Below are 23791 nucleotides of genomic sequence, written 5' to 3' on the forward strand. Positions count from 1 at the left end.
CTCGGGCTCGTAAGGTGCGCTCTGCGCACCGACGGGCTTGTAGAGGAACGTTTAGCGCCCCTGGGTGAGAGCGGGCGCTTAGTCATCGTCTTCGCCGAGCGCCGCCAGCTCGCGTTCGAGCAGGCTTTCGTCGCCGAGGTTGAGTTCGACCAGGCGGCGCAGGTGGCTGATCGAGTCCAGGTCGATGTGCCGGCAAACGAAGCCGAGCAGGTCGTTGCGGGTGCGCGTCAGCACCACTTCCATCTGCAGCCGGGTGTCGGCATCCAGGTTGATCAGCGCATTGAAGGGCTGGTCGGGGTCACCGTTCCAGCCCGCGGGACGTTTCACCAGCAGCCCTTTGAGCGACACGTCATGCAGCTCAACCGTCCAGCGCCGCTCACCCTGGGTAAGCTCCGTGGCGGCGTCGAAGGCAATGCGCTGGAAGCGCCGACGCTCGTTGGTTGTTTCACTCATTGCGGGATTCCTCTGCGGTTTTATCCACTATAGCCAAGCCTGCGCGTCGCCGCCGCCAGTAGATGAAGGCAGCCGCCGCCGCGAGCAGGGCGGCCGGCAGGCTGTACTTGAATGGGCGCAGCAGCTCGCGGGCGGCCTGCTCGCGTTCGACCCACAGGCGATCACGCGCGCGCTCGAAGTCCGGCTCGTCGCAGTAGGGCGTGCCGAACGCCGCACCCAGGGGAATGTAGGCGCCGTGTTCGACGTAGCGTCGATAGAAGCTGCGCGCCGTGTCCGGGTCATTGTTGATCAGCCAGCCGGTGGCCTTGCACAGGGTGGCGGCGAAGGCCTGGCTGCGTGCGGGCAGCAGGTCGGCGGAACGGTTGGCCAGGTCGGCGGCGACCCAGCGGTAGTGGTAGCGGCGGTTCGGTTGCGCCATCGTAGCGTTTTGCAGCGTGGCCTCGGCGGGGCTGAGCAGCCCGGCCGCCTGCACCGGCTTCTGCATTTGCGCGCCGTAGTTGCCATCGCTCCAGGCGCTGTCCGGCGCCAGTTCGTAGCCAAGCAACTCCATGCCCTGCACCCGCGCCAGCACGGCGGCCTTGTAGTAGGCCTCGGCGCGGGCGATGCGACCCCAGGCGCTGTCGGCGGCGTCGCGGGCCTGGCCATAGTCGCGCGCCGCGGCCTGCAGTTCCGGGCGAACGAAGTAGGTGACCGCCTCCTCGTAACGCTGTTCGCGCAGCAGGCGCCGGCCGAGCAGCTGGCGCAGGCGATTGGGCACCGGGCGCTCCCAGGCGTATTCCTCGCCGTCCTTGATCGGCGCAGCCTGGACATTCTGGTCGACATAGGCCTTGAGTTCGTCGGTGCTGAGCACGCGTTCGGCGACCTCGGCGGCGTCCTGCCAGTACACCTCGCCGCTGCGGTAGAGCTGGTCGAAGGCCTCCAGGTAGTCGCCGCGTTCCATGGCCAGGATCGCCGCCTCGCCCTGCACGCGGCAGTGCGGTTTGAGCGTCTCGTACTGCCAGTTCTCGTTGCGCCGCCAGCCCCAGTCCTCGTCGGCGGGGAAGGCCTTGGCTGCTTTGGCGTAAGCCTGGGCGGCGGTGGTTTTGTCGCCGTCGCGCAGCGCCAGCTTGGCGCGCAACCACCAGGCCAGGCCGCCGTCGCCGGCGTGCTGGAGAAAGTCCTGCGCGCCCTGATAGTCGCCGCTCTGGTAGCTCAGTGCGGCGAGGCGGTCGGCGTTCTCCAGCTTGGCGATAGCGCCTTCACGCAGCAGATGCAGCAAGCGTTCGCCGCCCACCGGACGCTGCCCGTCGTAGTCGTCGATACGGGTCAGGACCTGCGCGGTAAGCAGTTGCTGTACCTCCAGGCTGTGCAGCGCCGAGCGCAGTTCGACGTCTGGCAGCTGCGCCAGTTCACGGGCGACCTGGCGCAGTGAGCTGTAGCCGGTGCTCGAGTTGTGCAGCGACTGGCTGGCGTAGAGGCGGATGGCCGCGCCCCAGTCGCCCTCGTCGAGCCGCAACCGGGCTTCCTCGCCGAGGCTGGCGATGCCCAGTTCCAGCGGGTCGGCCAGGCCGGCGGCGACTTGCTGGCGCACCTGCTGGAAGCTGGCCACGGCCTCCTGGCGCAGGCGCTGCTGATAGGCCGCGAGTTGCACATCGTCCATCGCCTCGACGGGTGCACTGACGGCCAGCATGGCCAGGCTGCGACCGAGGGAATAGCTGGCCCAGGTGCTGCGCAGGGCGCGCTCGCCGACGGGCAGGGCCAGGACCCGGCGGAAATACTCGGCGGCGACGGCGTGCTCGCCTTGGGCGAAGGCCACGGCGCCGGCGGTGTACAGGCGCAGCTCGGGGGGCAGGTCGGCACCGTCGTGCTCCACCTGGCGGGCGTCGCTCAGCTGGCGCAGGGCCTTGCTGCGGCTCGCCTGCTCGGCGCTCAGCTGCTGCTGGTCGGCGGCCACGCGGGCGTCGATATAACGCTGCTGGTCTTCGTCCCAGTAGCGATCGAGCGTGGCATCGCCAGCTTGGCCGAGTCCGGGTATACGGGTGCCGAGGCGGCTGGTCTCGAAGTCGAAGTTGCCCTCGGGCAACTCGCGCAGGGCGTTTTCGCGGTCGCCGAGCAGGCGGTAGGGGAAGTCCGGCCCGCAGGCCAGCGCCGGGGTCAGCGGCAGCAGCGCGCCGATGCTCAGGCTGAGCAGCTTCAGGCGCCATTCAGAATTGCACATGGATTGCTCCTTGATCGATGGTGCGGCAGCGCGCCCAGCCCAGGGCGCGCTGGCTGCCGGCGGCCAGTTGGCCGTCGTGTTGGCGGGTGAACAGCAGGCCGTCGGCACTGCGCTGCAAGCGGTAGGCGCCCAGCGCATCGCTCGCTTCGCACTCGCTGGCGCTCAGGCTGATCTGCTTCGGCAATTGGCTGGTGAGCGAACCGAGGTTGTGCAACTGCAGTTCGCGGGTGTCATCGCGCTGGCTCAGTTGCACCCGCACGTCGCTGCGCAGGGGTTGCTGGTGGCGCACGGCCTGCAACGTCTTCAGCGGCCAGGCGCGATGGTCGCCGGCCAGGGGCAGGCGGAACCAGATGATGCCGTCGAGGTGTGCGGGCGGCGCCCGGTGCAGCGCGCCGAGCAGGTCGGCCACTTGCTGTGGGTCGGCCATCAGCTCGTGGCGCGGGCCGGAGGCGTTGAGGCGCACCTCGCTCTCCACCACGGGCGTGCCGCTGGCACTGTCGAGTACGGCGACGCCATAGGCCGGCAGCGCCAGGTAGAAGGGTTTGCGGGTGCGCGCCGCATAGGCTGCGGCCCAGTCCTCGGCCTGCTGCGGATCGAACAGCCCCAGGCGCGGGTCGCTCACCGCGTGTACCTGCAGCACCGAGCTGTCGACGCTGGCGAGCAGGTCGTCGAGTTCGCGGCTGCTCAGCCAGGCGGGCAGGGCGGTGATGCTCAGCGCGATGTCGGCAGGCAGTTGCCGGCGTAGCGCGCGCAGCATTTCGGCGTAGGCCGGCAGGCGTGCGCTGGCACAGTCATGGTCGATTTCCAGGCCCTGCACGTGGATGCCGGCGGCCTGCCAGTCGCGCAGCAGGTGGGTGACGCGTTCGGGGATCGCCCGCTCGTCGAGCTGCGGCAACTGGCCGTCGAGGCGCACCACGGCGATCAGCGGGCGGCCGTCGCGGCGCAGCAGTTGCAGGTCCGGGTAGGCGCGTGCCCAGCCGGCCTTGGGGTGGGCCTGCAGGGCCAGTACGCGCAGGGTGGAGAAGTCGGCGCGGCTGGCGGCCAGTGCGTCGGCATGGGCGGGGCGCCACTGGCGCTGCCAGATGTAGGCCTGGTGATCGAGCGGGCGCGGCTCTTCCGGCAGGCAGCCCGTGAGCAGGGTGAACAGGCAGAGGAGTGGCGCCAGCCGTCGGCGTAGCAGTTCGGGCATGAGGTCGTGGCGGGTCCGCGAGAGGTTTCGGCGCCCGCAGCGCGGGTGTCGGCGCGGCGATTACACACCCGATGCGCAGGTGCCGGCAAGGTCGATCAGGGCGATTGGTGGTGGGAGGTGCGCTTGTGCACAGTTCACCGCGGGCGCTCGCGATGCGACGTTCATCGGCCCGCTCTGCCATCGGTTTGACAGGGCCCTTGGGTTCAACAACGCTGCACAAGGTAGTACCCATCACCACTGCGGAGTGCAGAACATGGATTCACGACTGCTGGGCAAGGCTTTGCTTCTTGGCGTACTGAGTGCCGCGAGCCTCGGTGTGCAGGCCGACGAAGCCGGCGGCAAGGGATGCGGTTGGGGCAACATGCTGTTCGAGGGCCAGCGCGGCCTGTTCCCCCATCTGCTGGCAACCACCACCAACGGCACCTCGGGCAATGCCACCTTCGGTCTCACGTCCGGTACCAACGGCTGCGATTCCAGCACCAAGCTCGGCTATGGTGGCCGCTCGCTGCTGGCAATGAACGGCATGCTCGACAGCATTGCCGAAGATATGGCCCAGGGGCAGGGCGAGGCACTCGATGCCTACGCCACGCTGCTCGGTGTGGAACAGGCGGACCGGGCGCATTTCGCCAAGGTCACCCACGCCAACTTCGGCACCATCTTCTCCTCGGCGGACGCGACCAGCGAACAGGTGCTGGCTGCCACGCTGGAGGTGATGAGCCGCGATCAGCAGTTGGCTCGTTACACCAAGCAGCCGGCCTAGCGCCGTACACACCATCAGGCCGGGCGTATGCCCGGCTTTTTTTGTTCGCCAATTCGCACGGGGTGCAACGGTAGACCAAGGTCGGATAGTGACTTGCCTGGGAAGAGCTAAGCTTGTGCGGCAGCTTGTCTGTCCATTCATTGGGAGCTTGTATGAACAATAACAATAGCCTGCTGCGTCACCTGCCCTGGGCAGTGCTGGCAGTGGTGGGCGCCTGTGCCTTGGGTGTCGTGGCGCTACGCCGCGGCGAAGCAATCAACGCCTTGTGGATAGTGGTGGCGGCGGTTGCCCTCTATCTCGTTGCCTACCGTTACTACAGCCTGTTCATCGCCACCAAGGTGATGCAGCTGGACCCGACCCGCGCCACCCCGGCGCTGCTCAACAACGACGGCCTGGACTACGTCCCGACCAACAAGCACATCCTCTTCGGTCACCACTTCGCCGCCATCGCTGGCGCCGGCCCCTTGGTCGGTCCGGTACTCGCCGCGCAGATGGGCTATCTGCCCGGCACGCTCTGGCTGATCGCCGGCGTGGTGCTGGCGGGGGCGGTGCAGGACTTCATGGTTCTGTTCATTTCTACCCGTCGTAACGGCCGCTCGCTGGGCGAGCTGGTACGCGAGGAGATGGGCCAGGTGCCCGGCACCATCGCCCTGTTCGGCGCCTTCCTGATCATGATCATCATCCTCGCGGTGCTCTCGCTGATCGTGGTCAAGGCCCTGGCCGAAAGCCCGTGGGGCATGTTCACCGTGATGGCGACCATACCCATCGCGATGTTCATGGGCATCTACATGCGCTACATCCGCCCAGGGCGCATCGGTGAGATCTCGATCATCGGCGTGGCGCTGCTGCTCGGTTCCATATGGCTCGGTGGGCAGATTGCCGCTGACCCGGTCTGGGGGCCGGCCTTCACCTTCACCGGCGTGCAGATCACCTGGATGCTGATCGGCTACGGCTTCGTCGCCGCGGTACTGCCGGTGTGGCTGATCCTCGCACCGCGCGACTACCTGTCGACCTTCCTCAAGATCGGCACCATCATCGCCCTGGCCATCGGCATTCTGGTGGTCATGCCCGAGCTGAAAATGCCGGCGCTGACCCAGTTCACCGACGGCACCGGCCCGGTGTGGAAAGGCACGCTGTTCCCCTTCCTGTTCATCACCATCGCCTGTGGCGCGGTGTCCGGCTTCCACGCGCTGATCAGCTCGGGCACCACGCCCAAGCTGCTGGCCAACGAATCGCACGCCCGCTACATCGGTTACGGCGGCATGCTGATGGAGTCGTTCGTCGCCATCATGGCCATGGTCGCCGCTTCGGTGATCGAGCCGGGCGTGTACTTCGCCATGAACAGCCCGGCCGCGCTGGTCGGCTCCGACGTCGTCAGCGTCGCCGCCACCGTCAGCAGCTGGGGCTTCGCCATCACGCCGGACGCGCTGGAAGCGGTCGCCCGTGACATCGGCGAGAACACCATCCTGGCCCGTGCCGGTGGTGCACCGACGCTGGCCGTGGGCATCGCGCAGATTCTCCACAGCGTGTTGCCGGGCGAGAACACCATGGCGTTCTGGTACCACTTCGCCATTCTGTTCGAAGCGCTGTTCATCCTCACCGCGGTAGACGCCGGCACCCGTGCCGGGCGCTTCATGCTGCAGGACCTGCTGGGCAACTTCGTCCCGGCCCTGAAGAAGACCGAGTCGTGGACCGCCAACCTGATTGCCACCGCCGGTTGTGTGGCGATGTGGGGCTGGTTGCTGTACCAGGGTGTGATCGATCCGCTGGGTGGTATCAACACCCTGTGGCCGCTGTTCGGCATCTCCAACCAGATGCTCGCCGGTATCGCCCTGATGCTCGGCAGCGTGGTGCTGATCAAGATGAAGCGTCAGCGCTACGTCTGGGTCACCCTGGTGCCGGCCACCTGGCTGCTGATCTGCACCACCACTGCCAGCCTGATCAAGCTGTTCGACCCGAACCCGGCCGTCGGCTTCCTGGCCCTGGCCAACAAGTACAGCACCGCGCTGGATGCCGGGCAGATCCTCGCTCCGGCCAAGGACATCGGCCAGATGCAGCATGTGGTCTTCAACGCCTACACCAACGCCACCCTGTCGGTGCTGTTCCTGTTCGTGGTCCTCAGCGTGCTGTTCTACGCGATCAAGGTGGGCCGCGCGTCGTGGATCAAGCCGGAGCCTAGCGACCGGGAAGCGCCGTACCAGGCGATTCCGGCCGATGCGCCAGGGGTGACGCATGTTTAACGACCTCAGCCGCATGGGGAAATACCTCGGCCAGGCCGCACGGATGCTGGTTGGCATGCCCGACTACGACACGTACGTCGAGCATATGGGCAACAAGCATCCGGACCTGCCGGTGATGAGCTACGAGGCGTTTTTCCGTGAGCGCCAGGAGGCGCGCTACGGTGGCGGAAAGGGCAGACCTATCCGCTGCTGTTGAGCCTGGCTCGCTGAGCGCCGCACGCGACGCTCGGCGAGGCAGGTTAAGGTTGAGTGCACTACCCACACGCCACGACTCGTCGTGGCGTGTTCTTTTCCGGGCGGATAAAGCGCAGCTCATCCGCCATTCAACCCGCTCGGTGGACGATAGGCTCCGCCTTCCGCAGGACGATTCCGATGTCACAGACTCCCATTCCCGTCACCGTGCTCAGCGGTTTTCTCGGTGCCGGCAAGACCACCCTGCTGCGCCACATGCTGCAGGCCGAGCACGGCCTCAAGTTGGCGGTGATCGAGAACGAATACAGCGACACGCCGATCGACAGCCAGCTGCTGGGCGATGAGCCCGTGCAGGTGATGACCCTGGCCAACGGTTGTGTCTGCTGCTCGATCCATGTCGAGCTGGAAAAGGCCCTGTACCTGCTGCTGGACAAGCTCGACAGCGGCGAGCTGGCCTTCGACCGCCTGGTGATCGAGTGCACCGGCCTGGCCGACCCGGCGCCGGTGGCGCAGACCTTCTTCGCCGGTGACGAGCTGTGCGAACGCTACGTGCTCGACGGCATCATCACCCTGGTCGACGCGGCCAACGCCGAACGCCATCTGCAGGAAACCATCGCCCAGGCCCAGGTCGGGTTCGCTGACCGCATCCTGCTGAGCAAGACCGACCTGGTCGGTGCCGAGCACATCGACGCTTTGCGTCAGCGTCTGCAGCGCATCAACCGCCGCGCGCCGATCGCCGTGGTTGAGCATGGCCGCATCGACCTTGCCGAGCTGCTGGATATTCGCGGCTTCAATCTCAATGCCGATATCGCACCGGCGCTGACGCTGCGCCCGCTGACGCCCGTTGGCGCCAGTCCGGACCGTATCGCCACCCTGGTGCTGAAGAGCGAGCAGGCGCTGGATATCGACAAGTTGAGCGCCTTCATGGAGCGCCTGCTGGAAGAGCACGGCAACTCGCTGCTGCGCTACAAGGGCGTGCTGGATGTGGCTGGCGAACCGCGGCGCATGGTGTTCCAGGGCGTGCTGCGCCTGTACGGCTTCGACTTCGACAGCGAGTGGGGCGCCGACGAGAAGCGCGAGAGCGTGATCGTGTTCATCGGCGACAACCTGCCAGAGGCGGAGATTCGCCAGGGCTTTGCCGAGGTGGTCCGCTAGACGGTCGGTTCGTCGGCCAGCCCCAGCGCGTAGAACACCGCCAGCGCGGCGAAGGCGTCTTCACCGGCGTACTGCACCTGGTGTTCCGATAGCTGCGTGGCCGCCCAGTTGGAGGTGGTGGCCGACTTGGACTTGCGCAGTTGCCGGCCCAGGGCGATGGCCACTGCCGTGCGCACGCCGACTGCCTGCTTGTAGCCGAGCCGGCGCATGCCGCTGGCCAGGTCGATGCTGGCGCCGAGCTGCACGCCCAGCTTGCGCTGCAAGGGGCCGCGGTCGGATTTGAGGCCGAAGCCGACCTTGATCAGCTGCTGCGACTCGATCACCTCACGCAGGAAGTCGAGTGGCGGGTTACTGCTCAGCTGCACGATGAAGGCCTGCTCGCGGGTGGCGAACTGCAGCACATGCGGGCCGGTACGTGGCGCATCGCTGGTGAAACAGGGTTTTGACTCGGTATCGAAGCCGATGAAGCGCTCGCGCCGCAGTGCCTGCAGGGCCGTGGCGAAGTCTTCCGGCGTGCGCAGTACGTGGATGCTCTGCAGCGGCAGGGCGTCGAACGGCGGCAGCAGCCTGATCTGCTCCTTGCTCGGCCGTTCGCGGTACTGGCGCTTGGCTTTCGACGGCTGATCCGTGCTCATCGTGGTCTTCTGTGGCTGCGGTTACGAGCCACCCTACGGTATAGGCCGGGCATTACAAAGCGTGGTTTCAGTTCGGGCGGCACAAAACACTTGGCGCACCCAGCGCAGCCGCCACACCTCGGTGGTTTCGAGGGCATAAAAAAGCCCGGCATCGGCCGGGCTCTTTCTGTTGCGGGTGCTGGGCTTAGTTGCCGTACACCGGCAGCTTGGTGCAGATGGCTTTGACCTTCTCACGAACGGCATCGATCACCGCTTCGTTGTTCAGGTCGGCCAGGATGTCGCAGATCCAGCCAGCCAGTTCCTTGCACTCGGCCTCCTTGAAACCACGCGTGGTGACAGCCGGGGTGCCGAAGCGCAGGCCGGATGTCACGAACGGGGAGCGTGGGTCGTTCGGCACCGAGTTCTTGTTGACGGTGATGAAGGCTTTGCCCAGTGCGGCGTCAGCGTCCTTACCGGAGATTTCCTGTTTGATCAGCGAGAGCAGGAACAGGTGGTTCTGGGTGCCGCCGGACACCACGTCGAAGCCGCGCTCGATGAACACGCCGGCCATGGCCTGGGCATTCTTCACCACTTGTTGCTGGTAGGCCTTGAACTCAGGCTGCAGCGCTTCCTTGAAGCACACGGCCTTGGCCGCGATGACGTGCTCCAGCGGGCCGCCCTGGGCGCCCGGGAAGACGGCCGAGTTGAGCTTTTTCTCGATATCGGCGTTGGCCTTGGCCAGGATCAGGCCGCCACGCGGACCGCGCAGGGTCTTGTGGGTGGTGGTGGTGACCACGTCGGCGAACGGTACCGGGTTCGGGTACACGCCCGCGGCGACCAGGCCGGCCACGTGGGCCATGTCGACGAACAGGTAGGCACCGACCTTGTCGGCGATGGCGCGGAAGCGGGCGAAGTCCAGTACCTGCGAGTAGGCGCTGAAACCGGCAACGATCATCTTCGGCTTGTGCTCGACGGCCAGGCGCTCGACTTCGTCGTAGTCGATCAGGCCGGCATCTGTGATGCCGTACTGCACGGCGTTGTACAGCTTGCCGGAGGAGGAAACGGAGGCGCCGTGGGTCAGGTGGCCGCCGTGGGCCAGGCTCATGCCGAGGATGGTGTCGCCGGCGCTCAGCAGGGCCAGGTAGACAGCGGCGTTGGCCTGGGAGCCCGCGTGCGGCTGGACGTTGGCGTAGTCGGCGCCGAACAGCTCTTTGGCGCGGTCGATGGCAAGCTGCTCGACCACGTCGACGTACTCGCAGCCACCGTAGTAGCGCTTGCCCGGGTAGCCTTCGGCGTACTTGTTGGTCAGCACGCTGCCCTGAGCTTCCATCACCGCTGGGCTGGTGTAGTTCTCGGAAGCGATCAGCTCGATGTGCTCTTCCTGGCGCTGGGCTTCTTGCTCCATCGCGGCAAACAGGTCGGCGTCGTAACGGGCGAGGGTCAAATCACGGCTGAACATGGCGGTCCTCTGCGGATCGGTGCGGGAAAAAGGCGCGCATTCTAACCCATAGCTCGGGCGCTGGCATATGAAAGCCAGTCATGTGACGGACAAGTGGCCTTCATCCGCACCGGGCCCTCTCGGCCGAGGGCTCTGCGCGGCGGTTTGCCTGGCCGGCGGGGTCAGTTGAGGACGAACAGGGCGGCGCCGCTGAACATCGCCTCGAACTTGCTGGCCGGCATTGGCTTGCCGAACAGGTAGCCCTGCACCTCGTCGCAGCCGTGGTCGCGGAGGAAGTCGAGCTGCTCCTGGCGCTCGACGCCCTCGGCGATGACCGAGAGGTTCAGGCTGTGCGCCATGGCGATGATGGCGCGGGCGATCTGCGCGTCCTGCTGGCCGCCGGGCAGGCCGTCGACGAAGCTGCGGTCGATCTTCAGCACGTCGATGGGGAACTGCTTGAGGTAGTTCAGCGACGAGTAGCCGGTGCCGAAGTCGTCGACCGCGATGCACAGACCGAGCTTCTTCAGGCTGACGAGGATCTGCAGGGTTTCGCTGACGTCGCGCATCAGGATGCTCTCGGTCAGCTCCAGCTCCAGGCACGCCGGGGCGATGCCGCTTTCGCCGAGGATGCGCGAGATGCGCATGCCCAGCTGGCCGTCGGCGAACTGGCGGGCGGAAAGGTTGACCGAGACCTTGGGCACGCGCACCCGGGCGTTGTGCCAGGTCTTCAGCTGACGGCAGGCTTCGGCGATCACCCAGTCACCGACCTGCACCACCAGGCCGAGCTCTTCCAGCACCGGAATGAACTCGCCCGGCGCGACCAGGCCGCGTACCGGGTGCTGCCAGCGCAGCAGCGCCTCGACGCCGGTCAGGCGCTTGCCGTCGCTGGAGAGCTGCGGCTGGTAGTACAGGCGGAACTGGTCCTGCTCGAGGGCGTGGCGCAGGTCGCTTTCCAGCTCCAGGCGCTGCAGGGCGGTGGCGTTCATGTCCGCCTGGTAGAACTGGAAGTTGTTCTTGCCGCGCTCCTTGGCATGGTACATGGCGGTGTCGGCGTTCTTCATCAGCTGGCTCAGCTCGTCGCCGTCCTGCGGGCTCAGGGCGATGCCGATACTGGCGGTGACGAAGAATTCGCGGCCCTGCAGCACGAAGGGCTGCGACAGGCTGGCGAGAATCTGCTCGGCAACGTGGATGGCGCGGTTCAGTGCGCCCTCGCGGGTGTTGCGCGGGCGCAGCAGCAGGGTGAATTCGTCGCCGCCCATGCGCGCCACCGTGTCGTCCTCGTCGACGCAGGCGGCCAGGCGCACGGCCACGTCCTTGAGCATGCGGTCGCCGGCGGCGTGGCCGAGGGAGTCGTTGATCGGCTTGAAGCGGTCGAGGTCGAGGAACATCAGCACCACCCACTCATCATGCCGCTCGGCATGCTGCAGGGCGGTGTGCAGGCGGTCCTGGAACAGCGTGCGGTTGGGCAGCAGGGTCAGGGCGTCGTAGTAGGCCAGGCGGTGGATGCGCTGTTCGCTGGCCTTGCGTTCGCTGATGTCGTTGAAGAAACACACGTAGCTGACCAGGTCGCCGTCTTCGTCCTGCACCGCAGTGATGCCGACCCAGGCCGGGTACTGTTCGTCGTTCTTGCGCTTGAGCCACAGCTCGCCTTCCCAGATGCCGTTCTTGTTCAGCTGGGTGAGGATGAAGGTCAGCTGGCCGGCCTGCTGACGGTCGGCGGTGAGCATGGCCGGCAGCTGGTCGAGCACTTCCGCGGTGGTGTAGCCGCTGATGCGCTGGAAGGTCTTGTTGGTCTGCACGATGTAGCCGGCCGGGTCGGTGACCAGGATCGCCGCCGTGGAGTGCTCGAAAACCGTGGCGGCCATGCGCAGGTCACGCTCGGCGCGGCGCTGCTGGCTGATGTCGCGGCCGATGCCGAGCACGCCTTCGAAACGGTCCGACTCGTCCCACATCAGCGTCACGCGCATTTCCACGGTGATCTTGCGACCATCGGCGCGCAGGCAGTCGAAGACGAACGGCTTGGCGGTCAGGCGGGTCTGCAGGTCGGCGAGCAGGTGTGGCTCGCCCTGGGCCTTGGCCACTTCGTCGAGCAGGGCCAGCACGCCGCTGAGCTGGCGCGGGTTGGTCACGGCGCTGAACAGGCCGTTCTGCAGGATCCACTCGGGGCTGTAGCCGAAGAAGGCTTCCGCCGAGGGGCTGACGTAGGTCAGGCGCAGGTCGCTGTTGGACGACAGGATCACGTCGCTGATGCTTTCCGCCAGCAGGCGGTAGCGGCGTTCGCTGTCACTCAGGCTGGCTTGGGCGCAGATCTCGTTGTTGATGTCCTTGGCCACGCCGATCAGGCGGCTGACCCGGCCCTGTGCGTCGCGGCTGAGGGCGTGCTCGCGGATATCGAACCAGTGCCAGCTGCCGTCGCGGTGGCGCCAGCGCAACTGGCATTGCAGGGTCTGGCGGTTGCCGACGACCTTCTGCAGGTTGCGCACGCGCTGGTACAGCTCGAAGTCGTCGGGGTGGAGGATCTTCTCCCACAGCTTGTCGCCCATCAGGCGCAGCTCGTCCTTGCTGTAGCCGAGGTCCGGGCCCAGGCGGTTGTTGCTGAACAGCACGCGCTGGTTGGTCATGTCGTGCACGTACAGGGTATCCGGCACGGCGCGCACCACGTCCGACCAGAAGCGTTCGCGCTCGACCAGCGACAGCTCGACGCGCTTGCGGCTGGTGATGTCCTGCAGGCTCACTGTTACCGCGTGCAGTTCTTCGCGGCGCTGCGGCAGCTGCACGGTCAGCCACAGGTAACGCTCGAAGCCCTGCGGGGTGAGGATCTTGCTCTCGAAGCTGGTTTCCGCGCGGCTGTCGAGCAGCGCGCAGATCAGTGCGTAGCGGATGCCGCCGATGCGCAGCGGGCCATGGCCGATCATGTGTGGCCAGATCTGCTCGACCGTGTCGACTTCCAGCAGGCGCAGGGTCAGCTGGTTGACCTCGGTGATGCGGAACAGCTGCAGCAGCGACTCCAGGGCCTGCGGGTTGGCCTCCAACCAGTTGGCGAACTGTGCGCTGCTGTTCAGGCCCTGTTCGCGCAGGTAGCGTTCCAGGGCGCTGAAGTCGAACACGCAGAGCGCCACGCCGCTGCCTTCGAAGATGTCCTGATAACGCCGGCGGGTGTCCTGTAGTACGCGCATGGCGTGCTGCTGCTCGGTCACGTCGCGCAATACCCAGGCCTGGCCGGAGGCCTTGGCGCCGCTGCTGGCGAGCACGTGGCAGGTCACCGTGTACAGGCGTTTCTGGCCGTTCTGCAGGATTTCCACCGGGTCGCTGTCGCCACGTCGGGAGTTTTCCAGCCAGGGCGCCAGGGCCGGCAGCAGGTTGAGCAGGTGGCGGGTGCTGGCGGCGGCGCTGGTCAGGCCGAACATCTGCTCGGCGCGCGGGTTGAGGTAGGTGATGAGGCCGTCGGCCTGGGTCACCAGCACGCGCTCGTCGATGGCACCGAGTGCGCCGATGGCATCTTCCAGCGAGCGCCGCGACAGGTCGTGGGATTCGCGCAGGCTGCGCTGCTCGCGCAGCAGGCCGAACAGGGCGAGCAGGGCGAGGGTGGCGCAGAGGATGAACAGCAGCAGCTTGCCCGCCTGCAGCGGCAGCAAGTCGGCGCGCACCCTGGCTTCGTCGAACAGCGCGTGCAGCTGCCAGTCACTGCTGCTCAGGCCGGTCTGCAGAATGCTCTGCGCGTGCTCGCTGTCGCTCAGGGGCGAGCTGTTCAGGGCTGTATCGGTATTCGCCTCGGTCTGGCGCAGGATCACCTGGCCACTGCGTTGGTCCTCGAGCAGCCAGGGCTGCTGTTCGCGGATGGCCGGCAGCCAGTTGTTCAGCGCACTCAACTGCAGGCGCAGCAGCCAACCGCCGCTCTGGTCGTTCGGCTTGCCCAGGATGAGGTAGATCAAACCGTTTTCGCGCGGGCCGTAGGCGTAATGGTAAGAGGCGTCCTTGTGGCTCAGTAGCTGGGCCAGCAGTGCGCTTTCATCCGCTGCCGGCGCGCTGTCGGCGAGGATGCGGCCCTGCGCGTCGAACCAGGCCAGGCTGTGCAGGGCGGGGTAGATTTCGTGCAGGTGGCCGAGCAGGCCCGCCAGCTTGTCTGCGCTGGGCGGCTCGGGGGCGTACTGTTCGAGGTAGACCTTGCCAGCCTCGGCCTTGAGTTTCATCGCCAGGCCCAAATGGCCGGCGAGCTGCGTGCTGTAGGCCAGGCTGCGCTGGCGCAAGCCGTCTTCCTGCTGCTGGAACTCCTGCTGCAATTGCCACAGCAGCAGGCCCAGCATCAGCGCGACCAGCAGGCCGAGGGCGCCTTTGAGCGAGCCTCGGCGGGGGCCGGCGGACAGATCGCCCCGTGAACGAGGCTTGCGGCGAGGGTGTGTGGGCACGCGCGAAATCCTGCTAATTACTGCAGCCGTATTAAAGACTGTAAGCCAGGCGAACAAAGCGGGCTAGCATGCCCGTAAGTCGGGCAAAGTGCCATCACTGTCCGTCGCCCACGGGTTTGCCCAGTCTGGCGCATTCCGGTAGCTTTGCCGCACGTGCGCGGGAGCAGGGTCTATCATGCTGACTCGCCCGACGTTTTCGTCGCGGCCGTTCGGCCGGCGACGCGGTTTTCTCTCTTATATACGCAGAACCAAGGTCCCCATGGCTCAATACGTCTACACCATGCATCGGCTCGGCAAGGTCGTGCCGCCGAAGCGGGAAATCCTCAAGAACATCTCCCTGTCGTTCTTCCCCGGCGCCAAGATCGGCGTGCTCGGCCTCAACGGCTCGGGCAAGTCCACCCTGCTGAAGATCATGGCGGGCGTCGACACCGAGTTCGACGGCGAAGCCCGTGCCATGCCGGAGCTGAATGTCGGCTACCTGCCGCAGGAGCCGCAGCTCGACCCGAACAAGACCGTGCGTGAAGTGGTGGAAGAAGCCGTCAGCGTGATCAAGGACGCCCAGGCCCGTCTCGACGAGGTCTACGCCGCCTACGCCGAACCGGATGCCGACTTCGACAAGCTGGCTGCCGAGCAGGCCAAGCTCGAAGCCATCCTGCAGTCCGCTGACGGCCACAACCTCGAGCGCCAGCTGGAAGTCGCCGCCGACGCCCTGCGCCTGCCGGCCTGGGACGCCAAGGTCGAACACCTGTCCGGTGGTGAGAAGCGCCGCGTGGCCCTGTGCCGCCTGCTGCTGTCCGCGCCGGACATGCTGCTGCTGGATGAGCCGACCAACCACCTGGACGCCGATTCCGTCGCCTGGCTGGAGCATTTCCTCCACGACTTCCCCGGCACCGTGGTGGCGATCACCCACGATCGCTACTTCCTCGACAACGTCGCCGGCTGGATTCTCGAACTCGACCGCGGCGCGGGTATCCCGTACGAAGGCAACTACTCCGGCTGGCTGGAGGCCAAGTCCGCGCGTCTGGCGCAGGAGTCCAAGCAGCAGTCGGCCCACGAAAAGGCCATGAAAGACGAACTGGAGTGGGTGCGCAAAGGCGCCAAGGCTCGCCAGTCGAAATCCAAGGCTCGCCTGCAACGTTTCGAAGAAATGCAGTCGCAGGAATTCCAGAAGCGCAGCGAGACCAACGAAATCTACATCCCGGCCGGTCCGCGCCTGGGCGACAAGGTCATCGACTTCATCAACGTCAGCAAGGGCTACGGCGACCGTGCGCTGATCGACAACCTGTCGTTCAGCATGCCCAAGGGCGCCATCGTCGGTGTGATCGGCGGCAACGGCGCGGGTAAGTCCACCCTGTTCCGCATGCTGATGGGCAAGGAGCAGCCGGACTCGGGCAGCATCGAGATCGGTGAAACCGTGCAGCTGGCCTGCGTCGACCAGAGCCGCGACGACCTCGACGGCAGCAAGACCGTGTGGGAAGCCGTTTCCGGCGGCGCCGACATGATCAAGATCGGCAACTACGAGGTGCCGTCGCGAACCTACGTCGGCCGCTTCAACTTCAAGGGCGGCGACCAGCAGAAGTTCGTCAAGGACCTCTCCGGTGGTGAGCGTGGCCGTCTGCACCTGGCCCTGACCCTGAAGGAAGGCGCCAACGTCCTGCTGCTCGACGAACCGTCCAACGACCTCGACGTGGAAACCCTGCGTTCGCTGGAAGAGGCGCTGCTCGACTTCCCGGGCGCCGCGATCGTGATCTCTCACGATCGGTGGTTCCTCGACCGCGTCGCCACGCACATCCTGGCGTACGAGGACGACTCGCACATCGAGTTCTTCGAAGGCAACTACACCGAGTATGAGGCCGATCGCAAGAAACGCCTGGGCGAGGCCGCGGCGCAGCCGCATCGCGTGCGGCACAAGAAGCTGGCGCAGTAACGCGCGCTGAAATGCAAAACGGAGCCTCAGGGCTCCGTTTTTCGTTTCAGGCGGGGATGATCTGCACGCGCGGCCAGCGTTCCTGATAGCGCTTCTGCGCCAGGCGCTGGTTATAGATGGCGACGCCGACGCGCGTCGGATTGTGACGCACGCGCAGGGCGAAAAGGTCGTCCAGGCCGTGCGGGGCGATGACCTGCAGCCTGTCGTCGGCGTCCAGGTAAAGGCCCACCGTCGTGGCGTACTCCGGCCAGGAGCCGACGGCCTCCTCCAGCGAGTTCAGCGGCGCCATCGGCTGGCCGAAGTAGTTGGCGTACCAGTGGTGTACATGCGCCTGATTGGTCACCTCCCAGGGTAATTCGGGACAGCAGGTGGCCAGGCGCTCGCGCAGATTTTCGTCCTGCTCGGCCTGGGCGCTCGGGTCGAAGTAGACCAGATCGATATCGCCCGGCACCTGCGCCGGGCGTTGGTGCAGGTGGTCCCACACCAGGTTGCGCACCGCGCCAGCGCCAATGCACCACGATGCCAGTTGCAGCGAACGCGCCGCATGCAGCGCCTCCATCAGCCAGGCGCTTTGCTGGGCGAGGTGAATCAGTTGCGGGTGCAGGTCGTCGCGGGCGGGCATGGGCGGTGTCGTGATGGTGGGGTGGCGATCATGCCGCGTGCAGCGGCTATCGCCAACTCAGTAGTGGTACCACTTCAGCTCCAGCATCAGCTCGTTCTCCGGGCTGCTCAGCTGGCTGAAGTCCCGGCTCGCACTGAAGCGCAGACCGAGGTTACGGCTCAGCTCCCACTGCTGGTCGAGTGCCAGGCTGCGGCGCACCTCGCCGTTATGGAAGTAGTCACCCTTGGCTTGCAGGGTCAGGTTGCCCAGCGCGTTGCGCCACAGCAGGCCGCTGTCGAAGCCGAGTGCGGGGGCGACGAAGGCGGCGAAGTCCTGGTGGTGCTCCAGGCGGGTGGTAGCCAGGGCGTAAGCCAGGGCATTGTCACCGAGTTTCCAGGTGCCGCCGGCGCCGCCGTTGAAGTGGCTGGCCAGCACCTCGTCGCCATCCTCGCCGGGCACCCGCTGCAGGCCGCCGCCGACCTGCCAGGACCAGGGTTTGAGTAGCCGGTTGCGCGGCGTCAGCGAGCGGATGGTGGCGAGGTCCAGCTGCTGCAGCTGCCAGTGATTGCCTTCGTACTGGCGCAGCTTGAGTTGGGCCAGTTCGATCTGCGCGCCGAGGGGGAAGCCGTAGGCGTTGTCGTTGAGGTCGTGGTAGGCCATGCGCAGGCCGTACTCGGCGAAGGCGCGGTCATCGCGGCTGCCAGCGCCGAGTTGCCAGGTGCGCGATTCGTGGCCGTCCTCGGGCAGGCCGGGGCGTTCGAGGGCCAGGGCCGGCGGCGGGTTGCCGTTGATCGCGCGCAGTAGCTCGAAGCTGCGGCTGGCGATCTCGCCGGAGCGCGCTTCGCCGGTGGCGCGGTAGCGCACCAGGCGAAAGGCGGCGTCCTGAATCAAGGCGCGGCGCTCTGCAGGCAGGGCCTGGAATTCGATGCTGGTAGTCAGCTGCGGAGCCTCGGCCAGGCGCAGTACCCAGTCCTGTTCGGCGCCGTTCAGTTGTTCGGCGCGACCGAGTAGCTCGCGCTCGCGGGACGGGCGGTAGTCGGTACGCGCGACCAGGCCGGCCTGCTTCACCGCGCGCACGGTGTCGGTGGGGATGGCGGTCAGCGGGAACTGCTCGGTCAGCTCCAGGCCGGGGCGGGCGATCTCCAGCAGTTCGAGCAGGCGGTAGGAGCAGTTTTCGTCGAAGAAGAAGTAGTCGAAGCGCACTTGGCGCAGCTCCCACACGTGCTCGACCATGCGCCCGGTTTCCGCCGCGCTGAGGTTGAGCCGGTATTCCCACAGGTCGCGGTTCTCCAGACGGCTGTACTCGGCGAGTTTCTCGCGGTAGGGCACCAGGGCGAACAGGCCGGGGTAGCCGCCCATCAGGCCTTTCCAGGCATAGAGGATGCTGTTGTCCATGCCTTCGATGTAGGCGCCGAAGTTCAGCGCGTAGCTGAGCAGGGCGGTGTTGTGCGAGTCGACGTCAGCCTGGTCGATGCGCAGCAGGGTGTGGCCGAACATCGACGACGGGCTGTTCAGGTAGGCGGCGGGAAACACCAGTACCGTGCTGTGCGGCTTGATGTCGGCGAACCAGGCGTTGAATTCGGTGCAGGTGGGGGTGGGCAGATCGGTCAGGGCCAGCTGTTCGCGCAGCCAGCGGGTGCGCGCCGGATAGCGGCATTGCGGGTGCAGGTCGCCCTGCGCCGCGGGCGCATAGAGCGCCTGCAGGGTGGCTTGCAGTTCGGCCTGCGGGTCGCTGTCGCCCTGTGCGACGAGGAAGAAGTCGGCGTCGTCGACGTAACTGCGCCAGCCGCCGAGCTTGCCGGTTTCGTAGTGCCCGAGGGCGATCCAGTAGGGCGAGGCCGCCAGTGTGGCCAGGCGCTCCGCGGCAATCTGCGGGGCGGCGTGCAGGTGAGCGCCGAGGCAAAGCGCCAGGTACGGCAACATCCGTTTCAAGGGCGGGCTTCTTCTTCCAGGGCGAGCCGAACGAGCTTTTCCCATGCCCGCAAGCCTGTCAAGCAAGGTCATTTCGGGCGATTGCGCAAGGGCATTCGGCGTGTTCCGTGTGGTAACGAAAAGCCGCGAACGGGCAGCGCCGATGCCTTGCCAGCGGCGTTCGGCCGGCGCCAGAATGGTCCCAACTTTCCGCGGCGCTGCTGCCGCCCGATAAGGACTTCCGATGCCTGAATCTTTTGCTGCTGGCCTGCACCTGGCGCCCGATGACCTGACTCGCCCCTTCTCTCCCGAACAGTTCAACTTCACTTCCACCGATGACCTGGAGCCGTTCCGCGGCGTGCTCGGCCAGGAGCGCGCCGTCGAAGCGCTGCAGTTCGGCGTGGCCATGCCGCGCCCCGGTTACAACGTGTTCGTCATGGGCGAGCCCGGCACCGGGCGCTTCTCGTTCGTGCAGCGCTACCTCAAGGCCGAGGCCAAGCGCCTGGCCACGCCGGCCGACCATCTCTATGTGAACAACTTCGACGAGCCGCGCGAGCCGCGCGCGCTGGAGCTGCCGGCCGGCACGGCGGGAGAGCTGATCAGCGACATCGGCCAGTTGATCGACAACCTGCTGTCGACCTTCCCGGCGGTGTTCGAGACGCCCACTTACCAGCAGAAGAAGAGCGCCATCGAGCGCATCTTCAACCAGCGCTACGACAAGGCGCTGGACGTGGTCGAGCGCCTGTCGCTGGAAAAGGAAGTAGCGCTGTACCGCGACAGCAGCAACATCGCCTTCACCCCGATGAAGGAGGGCAAGGCCCTTGATGAGGCCGAGTTCGCCCAGCTGCCGGAGGCCGAGCGCGAGCGCTTCCATGCCGACATCACCGCGCTGGAGGAGCGCCTCAACGAGGAGCTTGCCGGCCTGCCGCAGTGGAAGCGCGAGCTGAGCAACCAGACCCGCCAGCTCAACGAAGAAACCATCACCCTGGCGCTGCAGCCGCTGCTGGCGCCGCTGTCGGAAAAATACGCGGAGAACGCCGGCATCGGTGCCTACCTGCAGGCGGTGCAGGTCAACCTGCTGAAGACCGTGGTCGATCAGCTGATCGACGACAAACCGGACGTCGAGCGCCGCGAAATGCTCGAAGAGCAGTACTGCCCGAGCCTGGTGGTCGGCCATCACGCCGACGGTGGCGCACCGGTGGTGTTCGAGCCGCACCCGACCTACGACAACCTGTTCGGTCGCATCGAATACAGCACCGATCAGGGCGCGCTCTACACCAGCTACCGGCAGCTGCGCCCCGGCGCGCTGCACCGCGCCAATGGCGGCTTCCTGGTGCTGGAAGCGGAGAAGATGCTCGGCGAGCCGTTCGTCTGGGACGCGCTCAAGCGCGCCCTGCATTCGCGCCAGTTGAAGATGGAGTCGCCGTTGGGTGACCTCGGCCGCATCGCCACCGTGACCCTGACGCCACAGATGATCCCGCTGCAGCTGAAGGTGGTGATCATCGGCTCGCGCCAGCTGTACTACGCGCTGCAGGACGCCGATCCGGACTTCCAGGAGATGTTCCGCGTGCTGGTGGACTTCGACGAGGACATCCCGCTCGCCGACGAGAGCCTCGAACAGTTCGCCCAGTTGCTCAAAACGCGCACCTCGGAGGAGGGTATGGCGCCGCTCACCGCCGCCGCCGTGGCGCGCCTGGCGACCTACAGTGCACGCCTGGCCGAGCACCAGGGGCGGTTGTCGGCGCGTATCGGCGATCTGTTCCAGCTGGTCAGCGAGGCCGACTTCATCCGCAGCCTGGCCAGCGATGAGCTGACCGATGCCGGGCATATCGAGCGTGCGCTGAAGGCCAAGGCCACGCGCACCGGCCGCGTCTCGGCGCGGATCATCGATGACATGCTCGCCGGCATCATCCTCATCGACACCGCCGGTGCTGCGATCGGCAAATGCAACGGCCTCACTGTACTGGAGGTCGGTGACTCGGCCTTCGGCGTGCCGGCGCGGATTTCCGCCACGGTGTATCCGGGTGGCAGCGGCATCGTCGACATCGAACGCGAGGTCAACCTCGGCCAGCCGATCCACTCCAAGGGCGTGATGATCCTCACCGGCTACCTCGGCAGCCGTTATGCCCAGGAATTCCCCCTGGAGATTTCGGCGAGCATCGCCCTGGAGCAATCCTACGGCTACGTCGACGGCGACAGCGCCTCGCTCGGCGAGGTCTGCACGCTGATTTCTGCCCTGTCGCGCACGCCGCTCAAGCAGTGCTTCGCCATCACCGGTTCGATCAACCAGTTCGGCGAGGTGCAAGCGGTTGGCGGGGTCAACGAGAAGATCGAGGGCTTCTTCCGCCTGTGCGAGGCGCGCGGCCTGACCGGTGAGCAGGGCGCGATCATTCCCTACTCCAACGTCACCACGCTGATGCTCGACGAGCGCGTGCTGCAGGCGGTACGCAATGGCCTGTTCCACGTCTATGCGGTGCGCCAGGTCGATGAGGCGCTGAGCCTGCTGGTTGGCGAGGATGCCGGCACACCGAACGACAAGGGCGAATTCCCGGCCGGCAGCGTCAACGCGCGCGTGGTCGAGCGCCTGCGCAGCATCGCCGAGATGGGCATGGAGGAAGAGGAGAAGGAGCCGGTGCAGATCGCCGAGGTGAAGACCAAGGGGCGCGCCGTGGCGAAAAAGCCCAAGGAGTGACGCGGTGACCGTCCGGCAACTGGTCAGTCACTGAACAGTTGCCCGGCGGCCGCGAGCGGCCTCGCTCGGACCTGCTTGCCCTCACTTCTTCCACAGAGTTATCCACAGCGTGCGGGGATAACTTTGCCTTTCCCCGTCGGCGCCTCGGGGTGTAGTCTGAAACCCAGACCTTGCGAGGACCGCCGTCATGCCGCGCAGCCTCTGCCTCACCCGTCAGTGCCTCGGCCTGACCACTCGGATCGAATGTGTGATTCGCCCGCTGGCTGGCGAGCGAGGGCTGTGGACGCTGCTCTGCGCGGCAGGCATGTCTGGCGCGCAACCCTCGGCGATCAAGGCGCAAGGCCCATTCCACGGGCCTTTCGTGGCCGAAGCGGTACTCGATTCGATCGCCCAGTGCCTATCCGTACAGGGCTACGAAGCCTGCGAGGAACCGCCGATCTGGTGCCTGCATCTGCAGGGCGAGTTGCGTCGGCTCAATGGCGAGCGTTGCCGTCACGTGGGTGATTGCCAGTTCCGCCCGGAAAGCTGAGCACGCCGCTGAGCGCTTTTTCACCAATGCCGGCAAAGCACCGATGGCGCTGCGCCGCGACCACCTTTCCCGTCCCTGCCCACAAGGTTATCCACAGTTCGCGTGGATAAGCCGCAAAAGGCGCTGTCGCCTTTGTCCCAGACGCTCGCGTGGGTATACTCGCGGCCGGATTTTCATTCAGCGAGGGGACCATGGAACGCATTATCGAGAACGCAATGTATGCCTCGCGCTGGCTGCTGGCGCCGATCTACTTCGGCCTGTCGCTGGGTCTGCTGGCACTGGCGCTGAAGTTCTTCCAGGAAGTTTTCCACATCCTGCCCAACGTCTTCTCCCTGGCCGAGGCCGATCTGATTCTGGTGCTGCTGTCGCTGATCGACATGGCGCTGGTCGGTGGCCTGCTGGTGATGGTGATGATCTCCGGCTACGAGAACTTCGTCTCGCAGCTGGATATCGACGAGAGCAAGGAGAAACTCAGCTGGCTGGGCAAGATGGATTCCAGCTCGCTGAAGATGAAGGTGGCTGCATCGATTGTGGCGATCTCTTCGATCCACCTGCTGCGCGTGTTCATGGATGCCAAGAACCACGACCCCGAACACCTCAAGTGGTACGTGATCATCCACATGACCTTCGTCGTCTCGGCGTTCGCCATGGGTTACCTGGACAAGCTGACCAAGCACGACTGACGTGTGACCGTACACGCCGAGCCCGGCACCGCGAGGTGGCCGGGCTTTTTTCTGCGCTCAGGTTTGCATGCGCTCTAAGCGGTCTCGTCGCGGGGCGGCTTGTGCTAGTCTGGCCGCCCTTTTTCGACCCTTAACGTGGAGCCCGGCCATGTCCGAACTCAACCTGTCCACCGACGAAACGCGCGTCAGCTACGGCATCGGCCGCCAACTGGGCGACCAGCTGCGCGACAATCCGCCGCCCGGCGTGAGCCTGGACGCCGTGGTCGCCGGCCTGCGTGACGCCTTCGCTGGCGAGCCGAGCCGTGTCGCTGCGGAAGACCTGAACAACGCCTTCCGCGCCATCCGCGAAATCATGCAGGCCGAAGCCGCTGCCAAGGCTGAAGCGGCCGCTGGCGCCGGTCGCAGCTACCTGATCGAGAACGCCAAGCGCGACGGCGTGACCGTGCTCGAATCCGGCCTGCAGTACGAAGTGCTGACCGCCGGCGAAGGCGCCAAGCCATCGCGCGAAGACCACGTACGCACCCACTACCACGGCACCCTGATCGACGGCACCGTGTTCGACAGTTCCTACGATCGTGGCCAGCCCGCCGAATTCCCGGTGGGCGGCGTGATCGCCGGCTGGATCGAGGCCCTGCAGCTGATGAACACCGGTAGCAAATGGCGCCTGTACGTGCCGAGCGAGCTGGCCTATGGCGGCCAAGCTGTTGGCAGCATTCCGCCGCACAGCGTGCTGGTGTTCGACGTCGAGCTGCTCGAGATCCTCTGAGAACTTGTTCACGATCAGCTGCGCGTCGGCGCTACTAC

Annotated in this window: 17 protein-coding genes; 9 read left to right on the forward strand and 8 right to left on the reverse strand. The window is 66.2% G+C overall.

Features of this window, described 5'->3' with window-relative positions:
• Positions 1-78 precede the first annotated feature (78 nt).
• From IB229_RS20355 to IB229_RS20365, 3 genes are read right to left on the reverse strand one after another with little or no spacing between them, the layout of a single operon-like run.
• Positions 79-453 (reverse strand): PilZ domain-containing protein, encoded by a 375-nt coding sequence (locus IB229_RS20355; RefSeq protein WP_192331764.1) that lies wholly within the window; start codon positions 451-453, stop codon positions 79-81.
• Entirely contained in the window at positions 446-2650 is a 2205-nt protein-coding gene (locus tag IB229_RS20360; protein ID WP_192331765.1) for a hypothetical protein, read from the reverse strand. Before IB229_RS20360 ends, IB229_RS20355 begins: the two co-directional genes overlap by 8 nt.
• Entirely contained in the window at positions 2637-3839 is a 1203-nt protein-coding gene (locus tag IB229_RS20365; protein ID WP_192331766.1) for a DUF3142 domain-containing protein, read from the reverse strand. The genes IB229_RS20360 and IB229_RS20365 overlap by 14 nt, the downstream gene beginning before the upstream one ends.
• A gap of 253 nt (positions 3840-4092) precedes the next feature.
• On the opposite strand from IB229_RS20365, the gene IB229_RS20370 reads away from it, so the two are divergent.
• The 4 genes from IB229_RS20370 (at position 4093) to yjiA (ending at position 8186) form a co-directional block, all read left to right on the forward strand.
• Positions 4093-4599 (forward strand): DUF3015 domain-containing protein, encoded by a 507-nt coding sequence (locus tag IB229_RS20370; protein WP_192331767.1) that lies wholly within the window; start codon positions 4093-4095, stop codon positions 4597-4599.
• A 152-nt stretch (positions 4600-4751) separates the two neighbouring features.
• Positions 4752-6839 carry a carbon starvation CstA family protein gene (locus tag IB229_RS20375; protein ID WP_192331768.1) on the forward strand — a complete coding sequence of 696 codons (2088 nt, stop codon included), beginning with the start codon at positions 4752-4754 and terminating at the stop codon, positions 6837-6839.
• A complete protein-coding gene (locus IB229_RS20380) occupies positions 6832-7035 on the forward strand; it encodes a YbdD/YjiX family protein (RefSeq protein WP_192331769.1) in 204 nt (67 codons plus the stop codon). The genes IB229_RS20375 and IB229_RS20380 overlap by 8 nt, the downstream gene beginning before the upstream one ends.
• Positions 7036-7211: 176 nt before the next feature.
• Positions 7212-8186: a GTPase gene (gene yjiA / locus IB229_RS20385; protein ID WP_192331770.1), complete on the forward strand. Its 975-nt coding sequence runs from the start codon at positions 7212-7214 to the stop codon at positions 8184-8186.
• Here yjiA and IB229_RS20390 read toward each other — a convergent pair.
• The 3 genes from IB229_RS20390 to IB229_RS20400 all read right to left on the reverse strand — a co-directional run bounded on the left by IB229_RS20390 (position 8183) and on the right by IB229_RS20400 (position 14542).
• Positions 8183-8821: a 3'-5' exonuclease gene (locus IB229_RS20390; protein WP_192331771.1), complete on the reverse strand. Its 639-nt coding sequence runs from the start codon at positions 8819-8821 to the stop codon at positions 8183-8185. The two genes, yjiA and IB229_RS20390, sit on opposite strands and share 4 nt — an antisense overlap.
• A 184-nt stretch (positions 8822-9005) precedes the next feature.
• Positions 9006-10259, reverse strand: coding sequence for a serine hydroxymethyltransferase (gene glyA / locus IB229_RS20395; protein ID WP_192331772.1), 1254 nt, complete (start codon positions 10257-10259; stop codon positions 9006-9008).
• A gap of 161 nt (positions 10260-10420) precedes the next feature.
• A complete protein-coding gene (locus IB229_RS20400; protein ID WP_192332026.1) occupies positions 10421-14542 on the reverse strand; it encodes an EAL domain-containing protein in 4122 nt (1373 codons plus the stop codon).
• Between the two features lie 361 nt (positions 14543-14903).
• Here IB229_RS20400 and ettA point away from each other — a divergent pair, with 361 nt between their 5' ends.
• Positions 14904-16571 carry an energy-dependent translational throttle protein EttA gene (gene ettA / locus IB229_RS20405; RefSeq protein ID WP_192331773.1) on the forward strand — a complete coding sequence of 556 codons (1668 nt, stop codon included), beginning with the start codon at positions 14904-14906 and terminating at the stop codon, positions 16569-16571.
• A 46-nt stretch (positions 16572-16617) separates the two neighbouring features.
• Here the strand turns inward: ettA and IB229_RS20410 are convergent, their stop codons facing one another.
• Together IB229_RS20410 and IB229_RS20415 are read right to left on the reverse strand one after the other, a co-directional pair.
• The gene (locus IB229_RS20410; protein ID WP_192331774.1) at positions 16618-17193 is read right to left on the reverse strand and encodes a nucleotidyltransferase family protein; all 576 of its coding nucleotides are present in this window, start codon (positions 17191-17193) and stop codon (positions 16618-16620) included.
• A 57-nt stretch (positions 17194-17250) separates the two neighbouring features.
• Positions 17251-19149 (reverse strand): DUF4105 domain-containing protein, encoded by a 1899-nt coding sequence (locus IB229_RS20415; RefSeq protein WP_192331775.1) that lies wholly within the window; start codon positions 19147-19149, stop codon positions 17251-17253.
• A gap of 178 nt (positions 19150-19327) precedes the next feature.
• Here IB229_RS20415 and IB229_RS20420 point away from each other — a divergent pair, with 178 nt between their 5' ends.
• The 4 genes from IB229_RS20420 (at position 19328) to IB229_RS20435 (ending at position 23753) form a co-directional block, all read left to right on the forward strand.
• Positions 19328-21775 carry a Lon protease family protein gene (locus tag IB229_RS20420; protein ID WP_192331776.1) on the forward strand — a complete coding sequence of 816 codons (2448 nt, stop codon included), beginning with the start codon at positions 19328-19330 and terminating at the stop codon, positions 21773-21775.
• 187 nt (positions 21776-21962) lie between these two features.
• Positions 21963-22304 carry a hypothetical protein gene (locus IB229_RS20425; protein ID WP_192331777.1) on the forward strand — a complete coding sequence of 114 codons (342 nt, stop codon included), beginning with the start codon at positions 21963-21965 and terminating at the stop codon, positions 22302-22304.
• A gap of 191 nt (positions 22305-22495) precedes the next feature.
• Positions 22496-22987, forward strand: a complete 492-nt coding sequence (locus IB229_RS20430; protein WP_192331778.1) for a TIGR00645 family protein — start codon at positions 22496-22498, stop codon at positions 22985-22987.
• A gap of 148 nt (positions 22988-23135) precedes the next feature.
• Positions 23136-23753: an FKBP-type peptidyl-prolyl cis-trans isomerase gene (locus IB229_RS20435; RefSeq protein WP_192331779.1), complete on the forward strand. Its 618-nt coding sequence runs from the start codon at positions 23136-23138 to the stop codon at positions 23751-23753.
• Positions 23754-23791: the final 38 nt, after the last annotated feature.

Source organism: Pseudomonas sp. PDM14 (assembly GCF_014851905.1).
Classification (GTDB): Bacteria; Pseudomonadota; Gammaproteobacteria; order Pseudomonadales; family Pseudomonadaceae; genus Aquipseudomonas.

Excerpts from the sequence above, each read along its gene's own strand:
- IB229_RS20355 (WP_192331764.1), bottom strand. The coding sequence starts at position 453 with ATGAGTGAAACAACCAACGAGCGTCGGCGCTTCCAGCGCATTGCCTTC.
- IB229_RS20360 (WP_192331765.1), bottom strand. The coding sequence starts at position 2,650 with ATGTGCAATTCTGAATGGCGCCTGAAGCTGCTCAGCCTGAGCATCGGC.
- IB229_RS20365 (WP_192331766.1), bottom strand. The coding sequence starts at position 3,839 with ATGCCCGAACTGCTACGCCGACGGCTGGCGCCACTCCTCTGCCTGTTC.
- IB229_RS20370 (WP_192331767.1), top strand. The coding sequence starts at position 4,093 with ATGGATTCACGACTGCTGGGCAAGGCTTTGCTTCTTGGCGTACTGAGT.
- IB229_RS20375 (WP_192331768.1), top strand. The coding sequence starts at position 4,752 with ATGAACAATAACAATAGCCTGCTGCGTCACCTGCCCTGGGCAGTGCTG.
- IB229_RS20380 (WP_192331769.1), top strand. The coding sequence starts at position 6,832 with ATGTTTAACGACCTCAGCCGCATGGGGAAATACCTCGGCCAGGCCGCA.
- yjiA (WP_192331770.1), top strand. The coding sequence starts at position 7,212 with ATGTCACAGACTCCCATTCCCGTCACCGTGCTCAGCGGTTTTCTCGGT.
- IB229_RS20390 (WP_192331771.1), bottom strand. The coding sequence starts at position 8,821 with ATGAGCACGGATCAGCCGTCGAAAGCCAAGCGCCAGTACCGCGAACGG.
- glyA (WP_192331772.1), bottom strand. The coding sequence starts at position 10,259 with ATGTTCAGCCGTGATTTGACCCTCGCCCGTTACGACGCCGACCTGTTT.
- IB229_RS20400 (WP_192332026.1), bottom strand. The coding sequence starts at position 14,542 with ATGCTGGGCCTGCTGCTGTGGCAATTGCAGCAGGAGTTCCAGCAGCAG.
- ettA (WP_192331773.1), top strand. The coding sequence starts at position 14,904 with ATGGCTCAATACGTCTACACCATGCATCGGCTCGGCAAGGTCGTGCCG.
- IB229_RS20410 (WP_192331774.1), bottom strand. The coding sequence starts at position 17,193 with ATGCCCGCCCGCGACGACCTGCACCCGCAACTGATTCACCTCGCCCAG.
- IB229_RS20415 (WP_192331775.1), bottom strand. The coding sequence starts at position 19,149 with ATGGGAAAAGCTCGTTCGGCTCGCCCTGGAAGAAGAAGCCCGCCCTTG.
- IB229_RS20420 (WP_192331776.1), top strand. The coding sequence starts at position 19,328 with ATGCCTGAATCTTTTGCTGCTGGCCTGCACCTGGCGCCCGATGACCTG.
- IB229_RS20425 (WP_192331777.1), top strand. The coding sequence starts at position 21,963 with ATGCCGCGCAGCCTCTGCCTCACCCGTCAGTGCCTCGGCCTGACCACT.
- IB229_RS20430 (WP_192331778.1), top strand. The coding sequence starts at position 22,496 with ATGGAACGCATTATCGAGAACGCAATGTATGCCTCGCGCTGGCTGCTG.
- IB229_RS20435 (WP_192331779.1), top strand. The coding sequence starts at position 23,136 with ATGTCCGAACTCAACCTGTCCACCGACGAAACGCGCGTCAGCTACGGC.